The 23504-nt window shown below is 70.5% G+C and carries 14 protein-coding genes and 1 pseudogene; 9 read left to right on the top strand and 6 right to left on the bottom strand.

Features of this window, described 5'->3' with window-relative positions:
* Window positions 1-55 precede the first annotated feature (55 nt).
* Complete coding sequence (locus ACFXIV_RS37210) at window positions 56-1627, bottom strand: IS1182 family transposase (RefSeq protein WP_379405920.1); 1572 nt, start codon at window positions 1625-1627, stop codon at window positions 56-58.
* A 100-nt stretch (window positions 1628-1727) separates the two neighbouring features.
* A complete protein-coding gene (locus ACFXIV_RS37205) occupies window positions 1728-2243 on the bottom strand; it encodes a MarR family winged helix-turn-helix transcriptional regulator (protein WP_354843282.1) in 516 nt (171 codons plus the stop codon).
* Between the two features lie 112 nt (window positions 2244-2355).
* On the opposite strand from ACFXIV_RS37205, the gene ACFXIV_RS37200 reads away from it, so the two are divergent.
* Window positions 2356-4038 (top strand): MFS transporter, encoded by a 1683-nt coding sequence (locus tag ACFXIV_RS37200; protein ID WP_379404754.1) that lies wholly within the window; start codon window positions 2356-2358, stop codon window positions 4036-4038.
* A 124-nt stretch (window positions 4039-4162) separates the two neighbouring features.
* Window positions 4163-5323, top strand: a complete 1161-nt coding sequence (locus ACFXIV_RS37195; RefSeq protein WP_379404753.1) for a zinc-binding dehydrogenase — start codon at window positions 4163-4165, stop codon at window positions 5321-5323.
* A gap of 10 nt (window positions 5324-5333) precedes the next feature.
* Here ACFXIV_RS37195 and ACFXIV_RS37190 read toward each other — a convergent pair whose 3' ends face one another.
* From ACFXIV_RS37190 to ACFXIV_RS37180, 3 genes are all read right to left on the bottom strand, one after another.
* Window positions 5334-6935 (bottom strand): dynamin family protein, encoded by a 1602-nt coding sequence (locus tag ACFXIV_RS37190; RefSeq protein ID WP_379404751.1) that lies wholly within the window; start codon window positions 6933-6935, stop codon window positions 5334-5336.
* A gap of 412 nt (window positions 6936-7347) precedes the next feature.
* A complete protein-coding gene (locus ACFXIV_RS37185; protein ID WP_379404756.1) occupies window positions 7348-9219 on the bottom strand; it encodes a dynamin family protein in 1872 nt (623 codons plus the stop codon).
* A gap of 85 nt (window positions 9220-9304) precedes the next feature.
* Window positions 9305-11299 (bottom strand): IniB N-terminal domain-containing protein, encoded by a 1995-nt coding sequence (locus ACFXIV_RS37180; protein ID WP_379404749.1) that lies wholly within the window; start codon window positions 11297-11299, stop codon window positions 9305-9307.
* 313 nt (window positions 11300-11612) lie between these two features.
* Here ACFXIV_RS37180 and ACFXIV_RS37175 point away from each other — a divergent pair, with 313 nt between their 5' ends.
* The 6 genes from ACFXIV_RS37175 to ACFXIV_RS37150 all read left to right on the top strand — a co-directional run bounded on the left by ACFXIV_RS37175 (window position 11613) and on the right by ACFXIV_RS37150 (window position 21458).
* Window positions 11613-13415, top strand: a complete 1803-nt coding sequence (locus ACFXIV_RS37175) for an Hsp70 family protein (protein ID WP_379404748.1) — start codon at window positions 11613-11615, stop codon at window positions 13413-13415.
* A gap of 22 nt (window positions 13416-13437) precedes the next feature.
* Entirely contained in the window at window positions 13438-16311 is a 2874-nt protein-coding gene (locus ACFXIV_RS37170) for a LuxR C-terminal-related transcriptional regulator (protein WP_379404747.1), read from the top strand.
* A gap of 46 nt (window positions 16312-16357) precedes the next feature.
* The gene (locus ACFXIV_RS37165; RefSeq protein WP_379404746.1) at window positions 16358-17491 is read left to right on the top strand and encodes a hypothetical protein; all 1134 of its coding nucleotides are present in this window, start codon (window positions 16358-16360) and stop codon (window positions 17489-17491) included.
* A 117-nt stretch (window positions 17492-17608) separates the two neighbouring features.
* Complete coding sequence (locus ACFXIV_RS37160) at window positions 17609-18961, top strand: S1 family peptidase (protein WP_379404744.1); 1353 nt, start codon at window positions 17609-17611, stop codon at window positions 18959-18961.
* 148 nt (window positions 18962-19109) lie between these two features.
* On the top strand, window positions 19110-20456 hold the full coding sequence (locus tag ACFXIV_RS37155; protein ID WP_379404743.1) for a S1 family peptidase: 1347 nt from the start codon (window positions 19110-19112) through the stop codon (window positions 20454-20456).
* A 165-nt stretch (window positions 20457-20621) separates the two neighbouring features.
* The gene (locus tag ACFXIV_RS37150) at window positions 20622-21458 is read left to right on the top strand and encodes an NRDE family protein (RefSeq protein WP_379404742.1); all 837 of its coding nucleotides are present in this window, start codon (window positions 20622-20624) and stop codon (window positions 21456-21458) included.
* A 98-nt stretch (window positions 21459-21556) separates the two neighbouring features.
* Here ACFXIV_RS37150 and ACFXIV_RS37145 read toward each other — a convergent pair whose 3' ends face one another.
* Window positions 21557-22270: a hypothetical protein gene (locus tag ACFXIV_RS37145; RefSeq protein ID WP_379404740.1), complete on the bottom strand. Its 714-nt coding sequence runs from the start codon at window positions 22268-22270 to the stop codon at window positions 21557-21559.
* A 377-nt stretch (window positions 22271-22647) separates the two neighbouring features.
* Here ACFXIV_RS37145 and ACFXIV_RS37140 point away from each other — a divergent pair.
* Window positions 22648-23504: pseudogene (locus ACFXIV_RS37140) on the top strand (Fe-S oxidoreductase); the annotation flags it as partial.

Here is a 23504-nt window from a genome sequence, read left to right as displayed (position 1 = left end):
TTCGGGCTGTGGCTGTGGTGATTTGGGTGTCGAAGCCGTGTGCTGGGTTCCGCTATCAGGCTGTGGCAGCGGTCCAGCCGCCGTTGGTGTAGCCGATTCCGAGGACGGCCAGACGCGCCAGGTTGACTGCGGCGGCGAGCAGGCCGAAGTCGGCACCGATCTTGGCGGTACCACGCAGGCGGGCGCGGCGTCCGCCGTGGCGGCGGCGCATCAGGTGGCCGATCTTGCGTTCCACCTTCGGCCGGGTCGCGCGGTAGTCGGCCTTCCAGCTCTGGTCAAGCTGGCGGGCGCGGGCGGTGGCCAGGTATTTCTCGTGGGCGCCGACGGTGATCGTGCGCCCGCCGGCCGCGGTGGTGCACTGCGCGCGCAGCGGGCACTCGGTGCAGGCGACACCGAAGTATGCGGCACCGGTATGACGGCCGGTGCGGGCCGCGATCGTCGCGGTGACCCCGGCCGGGCAGGTCACCGTCCGCGCGTCCAGGTCGATGGTGAAGCGGTCCTTGGAGAAGTGTCCTTTCACCGACGACGACGGCTGCACTTTGATCCCATTGTGAATTCCGTTGTCGTCCAACTGTTTCAGCAACTCACCTGCCCCATAAGCGGCGTCACCGAACACCGCCGCTTCGGCTTCGGCTTCGGCTTCGGCTTCGGCTTCGGCTTCGGCTTCGGCTTCGGCTTCGGCTTCGGAAGGGAGTATGTCGGCGAGCAGGTCGGTCGCGGGGTCGGCGTCGCCGCTGTTGCCGGGGGTGACCGTGGTGGCGGTGATGATCTCGCTGTCGGGATCGATCGCGATATGTGCTTTGTAGCCGTCGAATCCGCGGGCGCTGGTCTTGTGCCCGTGGCGGGTCTGGGGATCGACAGTCGAGATCACCCGGTCGGCTGCCGTGCCGCGCACGATCGCGAAATTCCCGTCGTCATCAGTGGTGATGTCCTGGCCGAGCACGGTCGCCAACAGCTGCGCGGCCTTGGCCACGCGGTCATCGAGTTCGATCCCGTCCAGCACCGCCAGCATCGCCGACCCGTCGCGGGCACGGGAGTCGATCAGTTGCTCCCGGGCGTTCTCGTCGTCCCAGTCGATCACGGGTTTGGCGGTGCTGATGTAGTCGTCGCCGCTGGTGATCACCGCCCGCAACGCCGTGGCCTGCTGGTCGGCGGCGACGGCGAGCAGGCCACGGATCGCCGACCGGATCAGGGTGATGGTGTCCATCGTGGCCACCGCGTCATACAGCGGGGTCGAGTCCAGCACCCGCCGCCGGCCCACCAGCCCGGCGGCCCGCGCCACGTCGAGCACGGCATCGAAGATGCGATTCGGTCGTTGCGAACGGGCCAACCGGGCGCGCATATCCACCAGCACCGTGTGCACGAATCCCGGATAATCGAACCTCAGGCCACCAGCGGCGTACTTCCAGCGGGCATCGAAAGCGAAGCGCTCCACCGCTTCTCGATCCGAGAGCCCCTCGATGCGCTGCAGCGCCATCACCACCGCCACGATCATCGGTGGCACGCTGCGCCGCCCGACATCGGTGAACAGGTCCGCGAACATCTCATCGGGGAACAACCGCCCGCATTCTCGGTGCAGCACACCATAAATCGAATCCTCGCCAACCCGACCGGCACAGAATTCCACCGTCGACCCCAACAGATCACCCTGAACCGGCACACGCCCCAACGTCACCCAGTCATTCTGCTCGAGCCGGGCCCCTCACCGCACGAAAAACACCAGCCACCTAGGTGTGATCTGGGCCATACATGGGCACGGTGCCCGGCGCGACGGTCAGGCCGGGATGGACACCCGGCGTCAGGCCGTTGCCGATCGCCGTCCGCTGCAGCAGCGCGAGCAGCCGCGGCCGGTCCTCGGGGTCGAGCGCGGCGAGCAGTTCCGCATTGAGCCCATCGGCGATCGCGGCCGCGCGGGCGATGGTCTCGCGCCCGGCGGGCAGCAGGTGCACGGCGTGGGCGCGGCGATCGACCGGATGCTTGCGCCGCTCGACCAGGCCGCGCTTCTCCAGGTCGTCGATCAGGCTGACCATGACATTCCGGTGGATCCCCAGGGCATCGCACAGCTGCTGCTGGGTCCGGCCGTCATTGGCCTCGAGCAGGCGCAGCGTGCCGTATTGCGGCGGCCTGATCCCCAGGGGCGCGAGCAGCGCGTCGAAGCGATACGCGGAATGCGATCCCAACTGCCCCAGCAGGAAGGCGGCGCTCTCGAACAGCGGTGAGTACTGGGGATCGGCGTCGGTCACCTACACAGGTTACAGCAATGCCCTAACTATGATTGCCCACTTGATTGATAATCACTTCAGGTGCATAGTTTGAGGAGTCGATCCAACCCCCGATAGCGAAGAGAGCTCGCGCATGGATACCGACAATTCCCCCACCCTCGATCCGCGTCGCTGGATCGCCTTCACCGTCGTGCTGGCCGCCGGATTCATGGACCTGCTCGACGTCACCATCGTCAATGTGGCCGTGCCGAGCATCCAGAAGAACCTGGGCGCGGCCTACTCGCAGATCGAATGGATCATCGCCGCGTACGTGCTGTCCTTCGCGGCCGTACTCATCACCGGCGGGCGGCTCGGCGACATCTACGGCCGCAAACGCCTGTTCCTGCTCGGCATGGCCGGATTCACCGCGGCCTCACTGGCCTGCGGCCTGGCGTCCTCACCCGCACTGCTCATCGGCTCGCGGTTCGTCCAGGGCGCGATGGCCGGGCTCATGGTGCCGCAGATCCTCGCCATCATTCGCGTCACCTTCCCGAAGGACGAGCGCGCCAAGGCCATTGCCGTCTACAGCGGCGTCGGCGGATCCGCGTCCGCGGCCGGGCTGTCCCTGGGCGGGCTGCTGGTGCAGTGGAATCTCTTCGATCTGAGCTGGCGGCCCATCTTTCTGGTGAACGTGCCGGTCGGCCTGATCGCGCTGGCCGCCGCGGCCCTGGTGATGCGGGATTCGCGGTCCGCGCACGCGCCGCGCCTGGACATCGCCGGCATGGTGCTCGCCATTTCCGCGGTGCTGCTGCTGGTGTATCCGCTCACCGAAGGCCGTCGATTGGACTGGCCCGCCTGGACTTTCGTCATGATGGGCGCGGCGGCCGTGGCCTTCGCCGCCTTCGTGGTCTACGAACGGTGGCGCAGCCGCAACGGCGGATCACCCCTGATCGACCTGGACCTGTTCCGGTCGCGGCCGTTCACCGTCGGCCTGGCGAGCTGGCTGCTGTTCTGGATCGGCTTCGGCGGGTTCTTCCTGATCTGGACGCTGTTCATGCAGGCCGGGCTGGGCTGGTCGCCCATGCGGGCCGGCCTGACCTCGGTGTTCTTCGCGGTCGGCGCGGGCATCGGGGCGGGCGTGTCGGTCAGCGTGCTGGCGCCGCGGTTCGGCAAGTGGGTGCTGCTGGCGGGCGGACTGGTCACGGCGGGCGGGTTCGCGCTGTACGGCGCGATGGCCGCCCACTACGAATCCGATTTCGCGTCCTGGCAGATGGTGTTGCCGCTCATCGTGACCGGCATCGGATTCGGCATCGTGGTCGCGCCGACCATCGACATGCTGCTCGGGCAGATTCCCGACCGCGAGGCCGGGGCGGCATCCGGGCTGCTGAACACCGGCCAGCAGCTGGGGATGGCGCTGGGCGTGGCACTGGTCGGCATTCTGTTCTTCGCCCAGCTGGATCATGATTCGGCGCGCGGCGTGGATTCCGTTGCCGCGCAGACCCGCACCGAGCTGGCGGCGGCCGGGGTGCCGGGGCCCGCGCAGGAGCAGATCCTCGCGAACTTCCGGGCCTGTGTGCGGGATCGCTCCGCCGAGGTGGATCCCTCCGTCATCCCGGCGAGCTGCCAGTCTCCGGCCGCGAATCCGGCTGTCGGCCAGGCCCTCGCGCATGGGGGTGAACAGGCCAATGCGGTCAACTTCGCGCACACCTTCGACCACACGCTGGTGTGGGGCATCGGGCTGATGGCGCTGGTGTGCCTCGGATTCCTGGCGCTGCCGCGCGACACCCGGCTCGAGCAGCACGAGGTGGAGACCGAGGAGGAACTCGTGGGAGTCTGACTCCACCGGCGGGATCCGGACACGGAGTCCGGCAAAAACGGCCGCGGGTTCGGTGATTCACCGGACCCGCGGTCCGTTCCGGTGAAGAATCCACAGTGTCACCGGCATTCGACAGGAGTCAGGCATGCGCGCGACCGTGGTCAGCAAGGGCGAATTCCGGGTCGAGGACCTGCCCACCCCCGTACCCGGGCCCGGTCAGGTACTGCTGTCCGTCACCCGCTGCGGCATCTGCGGGTCCGACCTGCACGCCCGCCTGCACTGCGACGAACTCGCCGACCTGGCCGCCGCCACCGGCTACGACCACTTCATGCGCTCCGACCAGCGGATCGTCATGGGACACGAATTCACCGGCGAGATCGCCGAATACGGTCCCGGCACCCGCCGGCGCTGGAAGCCCGGCACCCCGGTGGTGGCGCTGCCCATCCTGCGCACCGGCCGGCAGCCCGAACTCACCGGACTGTCGGCCAACGCGCCCGGCGGCTACGCCGAGCAGGTGCTGGTGCAGGAACCCATGACCTTCCCGGTCCCCAACGGCCTGTCCCCCGACCACGCCGCCCTCACCGAACCGATGGCGGTGGGCTGGCACGCGGTCCGCCGCAGCCGGATCAGCAAGGGACAGACCGCCTTCGTCGTCGGGTGCGGTCCCATCGGGCTGGCCGTCATCTCCATGCTGAAGGCGGCGGGCGTGCGCACCGTGATCGCCAGCGACTTCTCGCCGCGCCGCCGCGAACTCGCGGGCCGGTGCGGGGCCGATGTGGTGGTCGACCCCACCGTCGAATCACCCTGGGAGGCAACGCCGAAGAAGCCGCGGATCACCGGCGCCTCCGACATCCTCAATCTGGGCTTCGACGCCATGGAACGGCTGCGGCGGATCCCGAACTTCCCGTGGTGGTACCTGTTCCGCGTCGCGCACACCCTCGACCGCGGTCCGACGGGGCCCGTCGTCTTCGAATGCGTCGGCGTGCCCGGCATCATCGACCAGATCCTCACCGCCGCACCGCCATTGACCCGCGTGGTGGTCGTGGGGGTGTGCATGCAGCAGGACGCCTTCCATCCCGCCACCGCCATCAACAAGGAGATCGAGCTGCGGTTCGTCCTCGGCTACGACCCGGGCGAATTCCGCGACACCCTCCATATGATCGCCGACGGGAAGGTGGATCCCAGCCCGCTGATCACCGGGACCGTCGGCCTCGACGGCATCGACGCGGCCTTCACCACCCTCGCCTCGCCCGAGCACCACGCCAAGATCCTGATCGACCCGCGCAGCGACCGCACGGCACCCTGACGCCGGGCGCCTAGTGGCCGGGCCGCCGCAGCGCCGGGAAAGGCGTGGTCGGAGGCTCGTGCAGGATGTCCAGCAGGCCCTCCGCGCTGCGGGCCGCGGTCAGGCAGGCATTCGCGGTGAACTGATCGGCCAGCGGGTGGCGGGCCCGGGCACGCCATTTCTGGACCGCGGCCAGGGCCGCGTCGCGCTGGGTGGCGAGATCGGTGTGGGCGGACAGGCCCAGTCGCAGCGTAGGGGCCACGCCGGTGCCGCCGATGAGGCGGTTCAGCTCGGCCAGATCCTCCGGGGGCAGGGGCAATTCGTCCGAGCGCAGGTGCGCCAGCAGGCGGAGTTCGGCGAAGCCGTGCACATCGGCGAGCAGGGTGCGCACCCGCGGCAGCAGGGCATCGGCCGCCGAACCCGGGTTGGCGATGAGAATGCGGGCCAGGGCGGTGAGGGCCGAATGGGCCTTCAATTCGTCGGCGCGCTGGGCGAATTGGACGTCCAGGACGGTGCGGAGTTCGTCGAGGCCACTGCGGTCGGACAATTCGGCCGCCAGGGCCTGCGAGCCGCGGACACCGAGCCGGATCAGGGTGACGGCCAGGCGGATTCCGAACAAACCGAAGCGGGCCGTCAGGTGGGCGCGCAACTCGGCCGGGACCGGCAGCGGCAGATCGGGATGGGCGAAGCGGTCCGCCGACAGCAGGGCCGCGGTCAGCTCGTCCACCGGGATTGCGGCCAGCGCCTCGAAGGCATCGTATTCGCGCTGGCGCAGCGTGGCGGCGGCGAACGCGAGCAGGCCCGCCACCGGAATCACGGACTGGCACAGGCCGGTTCGCTCCAGCTCGGTCGCGAAGCGGGCGGCCACATCGCGGGCGGAATGCAGGGCGTCGATGCGCCCGGCGCCGATCTCGTCGGCCCGCGACACCACGCCCACCACACCCAGCGGACCGGAGAAGGACTGCGGAGCACCGGAACTCGCGCTCGGGCCGGCGCCGATGCGCTCCAGGAAATCCACATCGGCGGCGTCGAGACGACGCAGCAGATAGAGCACGGCATCGGCGGGCGGCAGCGCCGGGCCCGGGCCGCCCGGCGTGAGCAGCCGCGAGGTGCGCGCCGACACCTCCCTCGACAGCGAGGAGATGCCGGGCGTATCGATGATGGTGGTCTGCGCCAGCTCGGCCGACGGCCACTCCACCGCCAGGTGGTCCACCTCGCGTGGCGCGGGGGCGTTCCAGCGCAGCGCCGACAGGTCGAAAGTGAGCCCGTGCGCGCCCGGCAGCCCCTCGGCCCCGCGGCCGCGCCGCACCACCACATCGGCGCGCGCCCCGTCCAGGCTGAACGCGGTCACCCGCGGCGCGGTCCCATTGCGGTACCAGGTGACCAGCCGCGTGCACTCGGTCGCGTCGGTCGGCGCGATGTCCTGCCCGACCAGGGCGTTCAACAGCGTCGACTTACCGGCCTTGAGCTGGCCCGCCAACGCCACCCGCAGCGGCTCGTCCAGCCGCCGCGCGCACTCGTCCAGCTGACCGCGCACCCGCGGCCGCTCGCCCAGCGCCCGCCGCGCCGCCGCCACCAGCCCGCGCGTCTCCGGCACCAGCCCATACCCGACACCGCTCGCGTCGTCCCTCATAGGCTCCCGATTCCGAAGCACACCGCACCTCCACGCATCGCAAGGCATTCGCCCGGCCACGCCGAATCGTTATCAGAACCGCGCAGCTCTCACAGCCGATTCCCAGTTCCGAGTGGCAGCTCACCACACCGCGAACCCGGCCACCCAACCCTTGATCTTGCCCGGCGCGAACGTGACCGCCCCGCCTTCCTCCCGGTGCGCCGCGCCTCTTCCCGGCCCCGCGCCGGTCCGGCCCATTGCCCAACTGGCCAGCGCCACTGCCACGGCCACGCCCGGAGCCGGCCTCGCGCGGTGGGATCGTCCAACGGTCGCCCCGCTGACCCGCCTCAGGTGCGGAATGACAGGCCCGGTCGTGAGCACTGGAACCGCCTCGGCAGCGGCACCCGGCCGCTAGCGGGCCGAGTCGTCTGCACTAGTGCGCGGTGGGCGGGAGTTGTGGCTGCGCGGCAGGCGGGAGTTGTGGCTGGGCGGCGGGAGCCGGCGCGGCCTGGGGTTCCGGGCCGAGGAGGGTGTTGGCGTGGCGGCGGAGTTCGGCCACGACACGCAGGCGGCGTTCGAGTTCGGCGGCGCGTTCGGTGCGGCGAGCGGCCTCCAGGTTGGCGGCCTCCTGGGCGGCGCGCAGGGATTCGTCGATGGAGCGCAGAGTGCGGTCGGCGATGGCGGTGAAGTGATCGCGCAGCAGGCGGTGGATGCGGTGCAGGCGGTCCTTGGTCTCCTTGCCGGTGTGGAAGGCGATGTCGTCCAGGTAGCGGCGCACCGCCATCTTGGCATCGGCACGACGCTTGGCCAGCCGGGCCTTCTTGTCATCGCTGAAGGCCTTGCCGCCCAGCAGGACTCCCGCACCCAGCGAGAGCGGGTTGATCAGGGCCAGCCCGGCCATGGTGCCGACCATGCCCGCCATCACCACGCCGCCGTAGGAGCCGCGCACACCCACCAGCAGCTTGTGGCCCAGTCCCAGATCGGGTTCCAGATCGGCGAGGGTGCAGGATTCGGCGCGGGAGTCGTCGTCGAGGGTGTCGCGCACCTCGGGCAGATCCACCGCACCGAGATCGTCGAAGTGGGTGGCGACCCGCTCGGCCAGCTTGACCGCGCGGGTGCCCGTCCACACCAGGTTGTCGCCGACCGCGGAACCCACGGTGGCCGTGAGCCATTCGTCCATGCTGTCCCAGTGCCGGCCGGGATCGTGCTGGTCGATCCAGTCCTCGGCGGTACGGGCGATATCGCGCAGGCGGTTGCGCAGATCGTGGTCGATATCCCCCGCCAGATCGGTGATGCCGTCACCCAGCGTCTGCTGCCAGGCGGCGGTGTGGCGATGCAGTTTCTCCGCCTCGGCCTTGGCGGCGTGCAGCTCCCGGATGGCCGCCGCGCCCCGCTCGGGATCACGCAGCGCGACCAGCTCACTGCCCAGCGCCAGCGCCAGATGCTCTGCGGCGGAGGATATGTCGAGGGCGACCGCACGCCGCATCGCCGCCTGATCCCGGGCCACCACCTGCTCGCGCAGGAACTGGAACACCAGCCCGAACCCGGACTCGCGACCCAGGCCCTCGTCCTGCAGGCGCATGGCGTGCGCGCGCAACACCGCTGACACCGGCAGCATGGGCATCTCGATCCCATTGGCGTGCAGGTGCTTCCGGTTCGCCTCGAACACCTGCCGCCAATGCGGATACAGGTCGATCTTGGTGACCAGCACCGCCACCGCCGGGCACAGCTCCCGCACCTGCCGCAGGAAATCCACCTCGGTCTCGGTGAGCTCGGTGGAGGCGTCGGTGAGCACCAGCACCGCGTCCGCGGCCGGGGCCTGCGCGAGAACGCCTGCCGCGCCGGTGGTTCCGTGCACGCCCAGTCCCGGCGTATCCACCACCACGATGCCGTCGGCCAGCAGCCGGCTCGGGGCCTCCAACTCGAGCCGCAGCACGGCGCGGCCCTGCGGACTGCGAGCGGTGAGGGCGGGGACCGCCTCGAAGGGCAGCGGCTCCCGGGTGTTCTCGCCGCCGTCGGCGCCCGCCGCGACCACGGTCGCCCGCGGTTGCTCACCGTAGGACAGCACCGTGGTGACTGCCGTGGTCGCATCGTCGGCGACCGGGCAGACATCCATGTTGATCAGCGCGTTGACGAACCGGCTCTTGCCCTGATTCCCCAGACCGGCCACCAGGATCCGCCGCCGCGGATCGCGCACCTTGCCCGCGACCGTCTCCAGCCGCGCGACCAGATCCCCGCGTTCCGCGGCCTTCGCCACCGCGATGGTCTCCGACACCATCGTCAACAGCGGATTCGCCGCCACCATGCCTGTCAAAGCCTGCTCACCGAACCTATTCCAGCCGTTTGTGTTCCGACAGGTCGTCGCTCACCGCGGCGAGCGACCCTTCGATCTACGAGTGCAGCATGTCGCCGACGACGTCCCCGCCCGGGTGCGTTCCGAGATCCACCCCGGTGTGCGCCCCACCATCCCCGAACAGCGACGCGTCCGCACCCGGAGCATGCACCCCGCCGCCGAACGCCTGCGAAACATCCACACCCGCCCAGGGATTCGTACCGGCACCGTGCAACCCGGCATCCACCGCGGTCCCACCGTGCACCCCGGCATCGAGCCCACTCCCAACCTGCACGCCCCCACCGGCCTGCGTCCCCACCCCGGCATCCAACCCGCCGCCGACCCCGGCGACCGAACTCCCCACCCCGGTCAGACCGGTATTCACGCCCCCGCCCAGCTGCGTCCCCGCATCCAGCGCCGAATGCACACCCGCACCCAGCCCGGTCCCCACATTCGCGGCCCCGCCGAGCCCTGTCTCCAGACCCGCGCCCACCTGAGTCCCCGCGCCGAGGGCCGAGTGCACCCCGGCATCGAGGCCACTCCCGACCTGGGTCCCAAGCCCCGTACCAACATTCGCGGCCCCGCCGAGCCCGGTCTCCAAACCGGTCCCGACCTGAGTCCCGGCGCCCACCGCGGTGTCGATCCCGGTCCCGAGACCACCCTGCACGCCCGCGCCGACCCCGGTCACCGCAGTACCCACGCCGGAAATGCCCGTTTCCAAGCCACTTCCGAGCTGCGCACCCAGATCCGCACCCGTGTGCAGGCCACCATCGAGCCCCGCACCCAGCTGCGTCCCGGCACCCGCCAGAGTGTCGGCCGTACCGGAGAGCCCGGTCTCCAGGCCGGCTCCGACCTGCGTGCCCAGGCCCGCGCCGACGTTCGCGGCGCCGCCGATGCCGGTCTGCAGTCCTGCGCCCGCCTGGGTACCAGCGCCCAGCAGAGTGTTGATTCCGGTATCGAGACCCGCGCCCACCTGGGCACCGGTGTTCAGACCGCCCGAGAGGCCACTGTTCAGGTCGCCGCCGAGCTGGCTGCCGACCCCGACCACCGTGTCGGCCGCCCCGGAAAGCCCTGTCTCCAGACCACTTCCGAGCTGCGCGCCCACATTCGCCGCACCATTGAGGCCGGTCTGTACGCCCAGGCCCGCATCGAGTGCGCTGTCGATTCCGGTGGAAAGCCCGGCGCCGAGGCCGGTTCCGAGGACACCCGCCGCGTTCACCGCGCCGTCGAGACCCGTCTGCACGCCCGCGCCCACTCCGGCGGCGGTGTTCAGCGCGCCGGTGAGGCCCGCGCCCACATCGGTGGCGGCGTTGACGGCGGCGGAAAGGTTCGCGCCGAGGCCGGTTTCGAGGCCGCCGGCGGTGGAGAGGGCACCGGTCAGGCCGGTGGTGAGGTCCGCGCCGGCCTGGGTGACGGTGTCGAGGGCGCCCTGGAGGCCGGTCTGGAGTCCGGCGCCGGCGGTGAGGCCGCCGGTGAGGGCGGAGGTCAGGTCGGCGGCGGCCTGCGCGCCGAGCACGCCACCGAGGTCGGCCTCCACGCCGGTGGCGACGTCACCGGCCACGCCGAGCGCGCCGCCGAGTCCGGCGGACAGGCCCGCGCCGAGGTCGGCGGCCGCACCGACGACCGCGCCGATGCCATCGGACAGGCCCAGTTCGAGACCGGTGCCGGTGTCGCCGGTCAGGCACACCTGGGTGGCGGTGGCAGCGGTGGTGCCCAAATTCACACCCGCGGAGTCGCCGATCGTGGCCGAGCCGCCCACGCCGCCGTTGGCCCCGAGACCGGTGTCGGCGCCCAGCCCGGCGGAGCCGCCCAGCCCGGTGTCGGCGCCCAGGCCGGTCGTCCCACCCGCGGCAATGATGTCGGACAGTTGCGAACCTCCCGCAACCAGTGCGGACTCGGCCACCATGGGGGCCACGGCGGCGATGTCCTCGGGGGTCACATTCTCCAGCCCGGCGGCGGCCAGTGCCCCGCCCGGATTGTTGCAATAGCTGACCGCGGCCTCGTGGTCGCGCAGCAGATTGAGGATGAACTCGAGAATTGCGTTGGGGCTCATGGCGAATCGTCTCCCTGGATGGGCGGGCCCCGCTGACCCGCGCTGCTCGAATTTCCTTTCACGTTAGGAAGGCATCTCGTTACGCGTAACGGGGTGAACTCCCCCAAGTTCCACAGCGATCACCTAGGGGGGCAGGCGAACATTAGGGGAATTTCCCCAAACCTGCGGGGGAATCGGTAACGGGATCCCCTCAGCTACCGACAGGCGGGGTGGGCCACGCGGCCTAACCCGAGATTTTTCGTACAAATCGGACCGAAGAGCTTTCGGCACGCGATCCACCGGTCGCGCGTTGGGTAATGACAGGGGAACTCGAATGAGTCAGGGGCTGGCGCTCGGCATCACCGTCGGGTCGTCGCATACGGTTGCCGTGACGACTTCGGGGGGACAACACACAGTACATACGCGGCCCAGCGTGCTGGGCGCCGAGCCGGAGGTTCCGGACGGTTTCCTGGCCCGGGTCGGGGATCCCGTGGACATCAGAACCCGGGACGGATCCGCGGTCCGCGCCGCCGACCTGGTGGCGGCGGCCATCGGCCGCGCGGTGGACGGCACGGGCCCGGCCGCGGCCACGGTCGCCTGCTACCCGGTCTGGTGGTCGCAGCACACCGTGGAGGTGCAGCGGGCCGCCCTGGACGCGGCCGGCCTGGACGCGGTGGCCCTGGTCCCGGAGCCGACGGCGGCCATGCGCTGGCTGCAGGAGGTGCACGAGTCCAGCCACGACGGCGCGATGGTGGTGTACGACCTGGGGGCCACCGGCCTGACGGTTTCGGTGGCGCGCACGGGGGCCATGTCGGGCCTGCTGGGCGAACCGGTACGGACCACCGAGGTGGCCGGGTCGGAATTCGATCTGCTGACAATGCGTTTCGTGCTCGCCCATGCGGTCGGCGAAAAGGATTTCGATCCTTTCGACCCTTTGGTGGAACAAGAATTAGCGGCACTCCGCGTTCGCTGCAAAATTGCGAAAGAAACTCTATCCACAAATACCGCCACCATGGTGCCCGTGCGTTTGCCCGCCATGGCCGAAGTGGACGTACGACTGGTTCGCGACGATATCGAGGAACTGCTGCGGGGTCCGCTCCTCGGTTCGACCGATCTGGTCCGTGAGGCCCTGCGCCGGGCCGGACTCACCGCGGCCGATCTGGACGGCTTCCTGGTCATCGGCGGCGGCGCGAGCATCCCGCTGGTAACCGAACTGCTGTCCACCGAATTCGGCATCCCGGTCGCGGCCGCCGCCGACCCGGCCCACCTCAGCGCGCACGGCGCCGCCCTGCTGGCCGCCGACCTGCTCGCCGACACCACCGACACCGAGGCGCATCCGGCGATCGCGGTCGGCGGCGTGGGCCTCGCCGCGGCCGACGGCGGCCCGGCCCGCGCCCCCGGCCGCACCGCGGCCGGGCTCCCCCAGCGGCCCCGGGCCGGCTCCCCGGCCGGGCCCGCGGATCCCGAACCACCGGGCCCCGGCGGCGATTCCGGCCGAACGGCGGCGGACGATACCGCGCTGATGGCGGAATCGCCTGCGGACCAGCGCATTCCACTGCTGCCAGACCTCCCGGTCGAGGAACCCGCCGGCGGCTTCCGGCACTGGAAGCGCCTCGCGGTGATCGGCGCGGCCGCGGTCGCGGTGGCCGCCATCGCCACCGGCACCCTGGCCATGGGCACCGGCGGACAGTCCACGCCCGCGAATCCCGCCGGCACACAGTCGCCCTCGACCTCCGCCGTGGCGCTCGATGCCCCGGCGCCGACGGGCGGGGCCACCACCTCCGGCGCCCCGGCTCCGGCGGCCGGGAACCCGGTCTCCGCGACCAGGCCCGCGTCGCAGCCGGGCGCGGCCAATCCCGGCAGCCCGGCCACCACCGGCGCTGCGGCCCCCGCACCGGCCGCCGCCGACCCGACCACCCCCGCCGCGCAGGCCGATACCCCGGCGCCGCAACAGAATCCGGCGAGCCCCCAGCCGCCGCAACAGCAGCAGCAACAACAACCGGTCCAGATGCCGACGGTGCCGCAGATCCAGCCGCCGACGGTCCCCAGCGTGACGCTCCCCACGGGCGCACTGAACAATGCAGTTGATCAGCTCGGCAACGCCGTTCCACCGGTCGTTCCGCACACCGGCCGCTGAGAGTTGGTTCCTCGTGACAGGCATGACCCCCGTCGCACTGGATTCCATCCCGTGCGCCCGTGAGATTTTCCGGGACCTCGATTCCGACGATTCCGCCTCGGTGCTCTACCTCGTCCGGGGCCGCTCCGGCACCGGAAAGTCCACCCTGCTGGGCGCCCTCCGAGCGCGGTTGCGCGCCCGGGGCGTCCCGCACACCGACAATCCGGCGCACGCATTGCGCGCATCGGCCCCGGGCCGCGCGGACGGCAACAGCCGCGCCCGCGGCGCCCTCATCGTCGACGACGCCCACGCGCTGAACCCGGCCGAATTCGACCTGCTGTGCGCCGCAGCCGAATCCGGGGAGTACCCGGTGGTGATCGCGCTGCGCCCGCGCCCGCACGACCCCCGGCTGCGGGGCCTGACCGATCTGGTGGCCCGCCGCGGCCGGGTGGTCGATCTGCGCGCCCTGGGCGCCACCGAGATCGCCCCGTTCGCCCGCGAACTGGGCATGATGGTGCCGCGCGGGCTGGCCCAGCACATCCACCGCCAGACCGGCGGCATCCACGGTGGTGTGGTGGCCGCGCTGACCGCCGCCTGCGCCACCCGCCTGGACGCGGGCGTGACCGCGGTGGACCAGGCGGTGACGGCCTGGGCACGAGCGCGTCTCGACGACGCCGACCCGGACCTGCTGGACGCCCTGGTGGTGGCGGCCATCGGCGCGGGCCTGGATACCGGCGAGCTCACCGAGGTGCTCGACGTCTCCCCGCCGGCCGCCCAGGATCTGGTGGACCGGGCCCGGGGCAGCGCCCTGGTCACCGATGCCGATCTACTGCTGGCCCCGGCCGTCCCGCCGCTGCGCACCCTGGTCGGCGACCGCCGCTTCCTGACCGTCGCCCGCCGCCTGCTGCACGCGCGCCTGGACGCCGGACTGCTGCGCGACCACACCGCACTGCTGCTCGCCGAATCGGGCGTCCGCGACGAGCGGCTGGCCGAATTCCTGTGTGCCGCAGCGGAACGCGCCGGTGACGAGGCCGTCCGGCACTACGCGGCCGCGGCCGCCGCCGGCGCGGATCCGGAGGCCCTGGCCGTGCGCTGGGCCGATGCCGCCGCCCGGGCCGGGGACGGCGACACCGCCCTGCGCCTGGCCGAACCCACGCTGGCCAATCCGGCGATCCCGCTCGCGGATCTGGCTGCCGCCGTGCGCATCTGCGCCGGTGTGTGGACCCGGCGCGGCCTGGCCGGCCGGGCCGCCCAGCTCTACACCTGGCTCGGACCGACCAGGGTCGGCCCGGACTGGGCGGTCGCCGCCACGGTGCTGTCGCTGTCCGGTGACGCCCACGGCGCACAGGCGCTGTCGGTCAATGCCGCCCAGTGGCCGCCGACCGAGGCCACCGCGCGCGCGGCCTCGATCGCCAATGCCCTGTTCGACACGATCGGATCGACCAGTGCCCCCGGCGATTTCAGCGCGGCGACGCGCACCGATCGCGGAAACGGCCACACCGGCACCCCATTCCCGCCGCCGCACCGGACTTTTGCCGCGCCGGCCGCCGGAACCGGCGCACCGGCCCGGGCCGCGAGCCCCGCGGCCCGGCCCGCCGGCGACCGATCGCGCCCCGACGACACCGCACCGGCGAGACCCGCTGCGAGCGCGGCGAATACCTTCGGAGCCGGGTCGGCCCCGACCGGTTTCACCGCCGAGATGCGGGCCATCGCGCCGACAACCCTTGCCGTACAGCGCTTCACCAGCCCCGCGCAGGCGCGGCGCGGGGCGGCCGTCACGGCGGCGTCCGCGCTCATCCACGCCGCGCACTCCGGTCCGGCCCCCACCGATGACGGCGGCGATCGCTTCCTGCCGTGCTCGGCGGTGTCGATCGCGGTGCTGCTGTGCCTGAGCATGGGCGATCCGCGCCGGGCCGCGGACGCCCTGCGGCAGGGCACTCAGGACCGCGGCCCCAGCCGCGATCCGCAGAGCCTGGTGCTGGGCGCGTGGGTCGCCATGCTGGGCGGCGACGAACATTCGGCGGCCACCCTGATGTCGGAAGTCCGGCTGACGGAACTGGATCCGCGCGATCGGCTGCTCGCGCACGGCGTGATCGTCGGCCTGGCCCGGCGCAGCGGCGATCACGCGGCGCTGGCCATGGCCTGGCAGCAGGCCTTCCCGCTGTTCGACGAGGTCGGCGCGGATCTGCTGGCGCTGCTGCCCATCGGCGAGCTGTGGCTGGCCGGCATCCGCCTGCGTGACGAGGCCCGGATGACCGCCCTGGTGACCGGCGCCGACGAACTGCTGCGCCGGCTCGGTGAACCGCCCGCCTGGTCGAATGCCTTCCACTGGTACGCGATTCAGGCCGCCATCGCCCAGGAGAGCCCCGAAGCCCTGCTGCCGCACGCCCATCGGCTCAAGACCTCCGCCGCGGCGGGCGATCCGCAGGCCGCGGTGCTGGCGGACGCGGGCCGCACCTGGGTGCTGGTGCTGCGCGGTCAGGTGGTGCGCGAGCAGGTGGAGGGCGCGGTGGCCCGGCTGGCCGGGCTCGGCCTGCGCTGGGACGCGGCCCGGCTGGCCAGTGAGGCCGCGCTGGCGGCGGGTGATTCCGCCACCGCGACCGCGCTGCTCAAGCTGGCGCGCACGGTGCGCGCGCAGTCTCGGCCGCCGGAGTCCCCGGTGCGCGCGCCCGAGCCCGCGGCCCCGCAGCCACGCCCGGAACCGATCACCGATACCGTGCTGAGCGAACGCGAGCGTGAGGTGGCCGAACTGGTCCTACTGGGGTTGACGTACCGGGAGATCGGGGCCCGGCTCTACATTTCGGCCAAAACCGTGGAACATCACGTGGCTCGGATGAGACGTCGAATCGGTGCCGGCTCGCGTTCGGAGCTATTGTCAATGCTTCGCGCCATGGGTCACGGTTCACTCCTCGTCTGACCTCGGCGCGGAGAGCACCCGGACGCATCGAGCGAGGTAGAAGAGGATGGCCACTGGGGTGGGCCTGCGGATCGCGGACGACGAATCCGTCGTTGCCGTGGTGACAGGCGATGACGCCACACTCCCGGTGCACTACACCGTGCGCGAGTCCGTGCTGCACATGTCCGAGGACGGCGACGCCGTGCTCGGCGGCGACGCACCGGAGGGCTACAGCCATTCCATCCGGGGCTTCGTGGGCGCGGTCGGGGATCCGGCCGGGCTCGCGGTGGACGACGGTGAGGCGTACCGGGCCGAGGACCTGATGGCCACGGCGGTCTTCTGTCTGATCAGTCAGGCCGCCGAACATCTCAACGGTCCCGCCGAGTTCTATCTGGCCCACCCGACCGGCTGGCCCGACACCCACGTGCGATCCCTGCGCGAGGCGCTGGACTATCTGGGCCTGAAGTCGGTGGTGCTGGTCAGCGAGCGGGACCTACCCCAGGCGGACGCGGAGACCGGGAAGACCCTGGCCTACAACGCCGCCCGCGCGGCGCTGGCGGCGGTGCTGTCCACCCCGGCCGGCCTCACGCCGCCCGATGCCACCGCGGCCACCGAGCACGCCGCCGACGTCACCGACGTGCTGCCCGCGCTCAAGTCCTCCGAACTGGCCCAGGCGTATTCGGCCGCGGTCCCGGCCGTCACCACCGCCGAGCCGGCCGTCACCCGAGCGACAGCGGCGGTCGCGGTCACCCACGCGCCACGCGCCAACCGCGGCCCGTACATCATCGCCGCGACGGCCGCCCTGATCGGTTTGCTGCTCGGTGGCGTCGGGGTGGCGGCCGTGTTGCGCACCGACGACTCCACCCCGGGCCCGCCGCGCGGCGAGGTGCGTTCGGAGCCGGTGGCCACCGCGGGGGTGGCCCCGCCGCTGCTACCGCCGACCGGTTCGGACAATCCGACCGCGGCCGCGCCGCCCGCCGATGCCGCGGACGTCCCGGTCACCTCGGACCCCACGACCACGCCGCCACCGCCGACGACCACGCCGGACCCGCCGGCCACCACACCGAGCCCCACCCCGCACACCACGCCGCCCACGACGACACGCCCGTATCCGCCGATCTACCAGTATCCGTCGGTGCCGACCTTCGAGCTGCCGCAAGCGCCGGTGCTGCAGGATCCATGGGGACAGAATCCGCGTTGATTTCGTAGAGACCTTCGGTGGTTGATGCCCTAAAGTGGTGCGCTGACCGACCTTCCGGAAGGTAACCGGATCCGGGCCCGGGACATCGGTCTGCTGGTGCACTTACGAAGGGACTCCATGCGCAAGTTCATGGCGCGTCGCGCCACGGTTCGAGCAGCCACCGTCGCGTTCGCCTCGACCGTCCTCATCGGTCCCTTGCTCAGCACCGCCACCGCCGACCCGGCGTCCCCGGATCAGCTTGCCGCCGACAAACTTCCGGCCGAGCTGGTCACCGCCATCCAGCGCGATCTGAAGATGACGCCCGCCGAATATCTGGACCGGGCCAACCAGGCCCAGCAATTGCGGGACTACGCAACGACTTTCCGCAGCCAGCGTCCCGACGACTTCGCGGGCGCGTGGCTGGGCACCGACGGCAAGCCGGTCATGGCCGTCACCTCGCTCGATGCCGCCAAGATCGCCGCCGACGACGGCTACCAGACCCGGCTGGCCCCGATCAGCGCCGACAACCTCGAGAGTTCGGCCGATCAGCTGAACATGTGGATCACCAGCCTGCCGCGCGATCTGTCCAATGCCATCAACTCGGTCGCCATCGACTTCCTCAACAGCCAGCTGGTGCTCAGCGTGGCGAACACCCCGGCCGGGCATTTGCTGAATCTGCCGACGCTGATCGCGAATATCAAGGTGATGCTGTCCCCGGATTCCGGCGGGCCGGTCGAACGGCGCCCCATGGGCGGTGACACCTACATCACCGCACCGACCGCGCTCAGTGATTCGTCGCTGCGCAGCGTCGATGTGTGCTCGTTCGGCTTCAACAGTGTGGATTCCGCCGGAAACGCCCTGAACATCAGTGCCGGACACTGCAATCCGAATGTGGACAAGGGCACCAGCGCCGATGTCTACATTCCGAATGTGAAAAACCTGGTGTCGAGCCCGAAGGCCGGCAGCTTCGTCTCCTCGAATCTGGGCGGCAGCAGCGCACTCGACTATTCGGTCATCAAGCTGAACGACGACGCGGTGCGGTCCGGCATGGATCAGCCGTCGGTGCGCGGCGCCAACGGCACCACCCTGACCATCACCGGGGTGGCCGACCCGATCACCGGCGCGCCGGTCTGCAAGTCCGGTCAATCCTCCACCTTCACTTGTGGTTTCGTGGTGGCCGACCGGGTCGAGACCCAGTTGTTCACCGCCGAGGGCCAGTCCAAGACGGTGCGCGGCTTCGCCTCCAGCGCCTGCACCCTGGGTGGTGACAGCGGCGGCGCGATCGTGACCGGCACGCTGGCGCTGGGCATCACCAGCGGCTCGAATGCGGCCGACGCGCCGAACTGCAACGAGGCCAATACCGCGCTGGCGCAGTACGGTGGTACCGCGTCGCTGGGCATCCCGGTGCGCGCGATCCTCACCGAAATCGACGCCAATTCCGGCGGCGGCGTCGGCAGCGGAATTCAGGTCCGGACGCGTTCCAACGCGTGATGATTCGCGGCCCGTACCAGCGGGCCGCGAAAATCGGACACCTTTCTCTTGGCGTGTTTGAGGCACGCCCGCCGTTTGCCCGCCGAATACCGAAACGTCATCTCACAATAAGTAGGCATAACCGGCCCGACACCATATAGTCGGGGCCATGCTCCTGCCACGTATGCGCTTCTCCATGCCTGCTGTGGGCCGCCGCCCACGGTCCCTCGTCCGTACTGCGGCGATCGCGGCCACCACTGTGCTCGTCGCCGGGCCACTGGCGGCGAGTGCGCACGCGGAGCCCGCGACCCCCGCGACCCCGGACCTGCCGGCCGAGCTGGTCACCGCCATCACCCGCGACCTGAAGATCTCCCCGCAGGACTACCTGCAGCGCGCCGACACCGCGCAGAAGGTGGCCAGCTTCGCCACCACCGCCCAGCGGCAGTTCCCGGGCGTCTTCGGTGGCGCCTGGCTGGACGAGACCGGCAAGGCCATCGTGGCGCTGGCCCCCGGCGACAGCCTGGACCAGGCCCGCAAGGCCGTGGCGGACGCCGGCTTCACCGCCAAGGACGTCGCCAAGAGCGAGACCACGCTGCGCGGTGAGAAGAACGCCTTCCAGCAGTGGCTCAAGGACCAGCCGGAGTCCGTGTCCAAGGCCATCCGGGGCGTGGCCGTCGACACCCTGAACAACAGCATCGCGGTGCGGGTGGACAAGCCCGACCTGCCGCTGCCCGGCTTCGTGGACCCGGCTCGTGTCATCGTCATGACCGCCCCGCCGGTCGGCGGCGAGGGTCAGGACGTCCCGAAGGCTTCCGACATCGCCGGTGCCGGCCCGCAGACCATGGCCGCCGGCCAGGCCTACGCCTCGGTGGCCGGTCGCATGTCGCTGCGCTGCTCGCTCGGCTTCAACGGCACCGATGGCAACGGCAACGTCGTGAACATCACCGCCGGCCACTGCAACCCCAACATCTCGGCCACCCCCGGCGCCAACTCGCCGGGCGTCTACCAGATGGTCGGCGGCGAGAACCTGGGCCCGCAGGTCGGCGTGTTCCAGAAGTCGGTGCTGGGCAACCAGGACTACTCCATCATCGGGATCAGCGACCAGTACCGGGACGCCTTCTCCAACCCGCTGGTGAACGTCCCGGGCGCGGCCCCGGTCAACATCACCGGCGTGGCCGTGCCGGTGGTCGGCGCCCCGGTCTGCAAGTCGGGTGCGCGCACCGGCTTCAGCTGCGGCGTGGTGAACGCCGTCGACCAGACCGTCCAGGTCGGCGACCGCATGCTCACCCAGTCGTTCTCCGCCAATATCTGCGCCCTGCCCGGTGATTCGGGCGGCCCGCTGGTGACCGGCACCCTGGCCCTGGGCATCTCCAGCGCCTCCTCGGTCGCCGATTACCCGGTCTGCGAGATCCCGAACCTGATCGGTCTCATCACCGGCAACACCCCGCAGCTGTTCGCGCAGCCGGTGAGCACCGTGCTCTCCGACAACCCGGGCCTGCGCGTGCGCACCCTCTGATCACAGCACCCTCGAAAAGGCCGGTAGCCCAACCGCTACCGGCCTTTTCGCATTCCGGGGTACCCGGGGTGTGCCCTCGGGTGGCAGCGCAGGGGCGGCGGGCGGCAGCGGGCGGGGAGCGATCGGGCGTGGTCCCGGCGAGCCCCGATCGGGCATGCTGGGGTTATGTGTTTGGTGTTGCTCGGCTGGCGGGTGCATCCGGAGTACCGGTTGATCGTGGCCGCCAATCGGGACGAATTCTTCACCCGCCCAACGGAATCGCTGCGGCCCTGGGGCGAGGTGCCCGGTCTGCTGGCGGGCCGGGATCTGGGTGCGGCGGGGCCGGTGCCGGGCACCTGGCTGGGGCTGCTGTCCGACCGGCACCGCTTCGCGACGGTCACCAATGTGCGCCGGCCCGGCGACTTCCGCCCCGATGCCCGCTCACGGGGCGCGCTGCTGATGGATTTCCTGCGCGGCGATCCGGTGCCGGAGAAGTTCGTGCGCGGCGTCGCGGCCGCGCCCGGCGACTACAACGGCTATAACCTGGTGGTCTCGGATCTGGAAACGCTGTGGTGGCACAGCAATCGGAGCGATCGGACCCCGCGCGAACTCGCGCCGGGTTTCCACGGCCTGTCCAACAATGCGCTCGTGGGATCCCTCGAACCCGACGGCAGCGTATCGACCGGCACCGATGATCCGGCCTGGCCCAAGGTCCGCGAGGGCGTGCGCGCGCTGGCCGCCGTGGCCACGGCCGATCCGGGCGATGTCGAGAGCTATCTGGCCGTCCTGGCCGACCGCACCCCCGCCGCCGCCTCCGAATTGCCGGAGACCGGACTGGACCCGCTCGCCGAACGCGCGGCCTCTGCGCGCTTCGTCGATCATCCCGTGCACGGAACCCGATGCAGCACAGTTCTTCTGGTGCGCGAGGACGGCAGCTACGTGATGACCGAGCACACCTTCGCCCGATTCGCCCACCGCCGCGACACGGTGTCGTTCACCGGCCACCTCGAACTGCCGGCCTGACCGGTCCGATCCTCACCGCGGAACGCATTCGGCCCGCCTCCAACGAGTGGGGGCGGGCCGAATGGTTCAGTGCGCGGAGGCCGAGACCCCCGCAGTTCTCAGTTCTGAGTGACCGGTGCCGGAGCAGGGGTCGTCGTAGCTGCCCACTTCGTGGTGCCGTCCGGAGCCTGCAGCGTCTGCAGGAGGTCGATACCAGCGGCGACCAGAGTCGGGCCACCCGCGGCGATGGTGCCGAGGATGCCGCCGATGCCGGCGCCGGCCACCAGGCCCGGAACGCATCCGGCCACGATGGTCACGACGCAACCGATGAGCGCGCCGAGCGCGGTGCCCACGAAGCTGCCGATGCCGACGGCCAGGCCGAACTGGGTGGAGAAGTAGCTCATCGCCGACTGGTTCTCCGACGCCGAGGCGATCGGCTTGGCGGCGAGCACGGTGGTGCCGGGCTGGAAGTTGTCCGGCTTCTCCGGGACCACCTCGAGCACCTTGCCGTCGTCCTTGACCTCGGACTTCACCGGGATGTCGGTGCCGTCGGCGTCGAACTTCAGCGGGAAGGAGATGGCTGTCGCGCCCTGCTGGTCCTTGACGTTCACCACCGTGACCTTCGGGTCCTCGGGCGTCGCGCCGTCCTGCTGGGCGAGCTCGAAGGTGCCGTTCTTCAGGGTGGAGACGATCGTCTTGCCGTCGACCAGCTTGGTGGAGTAGTTGACTCCAGCAGGCTGTGCGGGAGCGTCGTCGGCGTGGGCGGTGGTCATCCCGACGGTCATTGCGCCGATGACCAGGGCAGCAGCCGCAGTGGTACTGCGAAGCTTCATTCGGTTGGTATCCAATCCGTCATGAGGTATATCCGCTGTGCGCTTCTTCGCCACGCGAGGCCCGGCTTCCCTCGGGCCATGCCACGCGCTAGGACGAGTCCTCCCCGAGCATGTGAAGACGCGCACAGCTGTCGGACAGCGTGAGCCTAGTCGATCACCCTACGATTTGCGAGATCCGTTTCTTTCTGCTGGACACCGCGTTTCGCGAGTAAGCCTGCCCTTGGTTACCGCACCGATTTGCCGGGATTTACGGTGTGGGAAACCCTGGACAGCTAAGTTACCTGCGGGTAACTTACCGTCCATTAGGATACGAGCAACTCGAGGCGGAACCAGGCTGCCTCGCAAGACGCTCGTAGAACCGTAAGAGAGGTCGCGACATGAATGCCCTGACAGTGACGCTGGGCACGATTGGGGCGGTGTTCACAGTCTTCTGTTGGGCATCGTTCATCGGAGGTGTGCGGAACATCGCGCGCACCGTCATGGTCGGGCAGTCCGCACCCGATCGCTGGCGGCCGTTCTTCCCCCGCTTCAAGACCATGATCGTGGAATTCCTCGCGCACACGCGCATGAACAAATTCCGCACGGTCGGCTGGGCCCACTGGCTCGTCATGATCGGCTTCCTCGCCGGGTTCATCCTGTGGTTCGAGGCATACGGCCAGATCTTCGACCCCGAATTCCACTGGCCCATCGTCGGGTCCTGGGGCATCTACCACCTGGTGGACGAGATCCTCGGCATCGGCACGGTGATCGGCATTCTGGTGCTGATCGTCATCCGCCAGCTGAATCACCCGCGCGTGCCGCAGCGGCTGTCCCGGTTCAGCGGTTCCCGGTTCGCACCCGCGTACGTCATCGAGGCGATCGTCCTCGTCGAGGGCCTGGGCATGACCTTCGTGAAGGCCGGCAAGATCGCCACCTACCACGAATCCCACACCTGGAGCGACTTCTTCACCGAGCAGGTGGCCAAGCTGCTGCCCGACTCGGTGATCATGGTGTCGATCTTCGCGTTCATCAAGCTGGTCTCCGGCGCGACCTTCCTGCTGCTGGTCGGCCGCAATGTCACCTGGGGTGTGGCGTGGCACCGGTTCGCCGCCTTCCCGAACATCTACTTCAAGCGTGAGGCCGACGGTGACGTCGCTCTCGGTGCGGCCAAGCCGATGATGTCGAACGGCAAGCCGATCGAGATGGAGACCGCCGACCCGGACAACGACACCTTCGGTGTGGGTAGGTTCGAGGA

This window comes from Nocardia sp. NPDC059236, assembly GCF_042754085.1.
GTDB lineage: Bacteria > Actinomycetota > Actinomycetes > Mycobacteriales > Mycobacteriaceae > Nocardia.
Note: the sequence above shows the minus strand (reverse complement) of the source record. Positions and strands in the feature narration are given on the sequence as shown.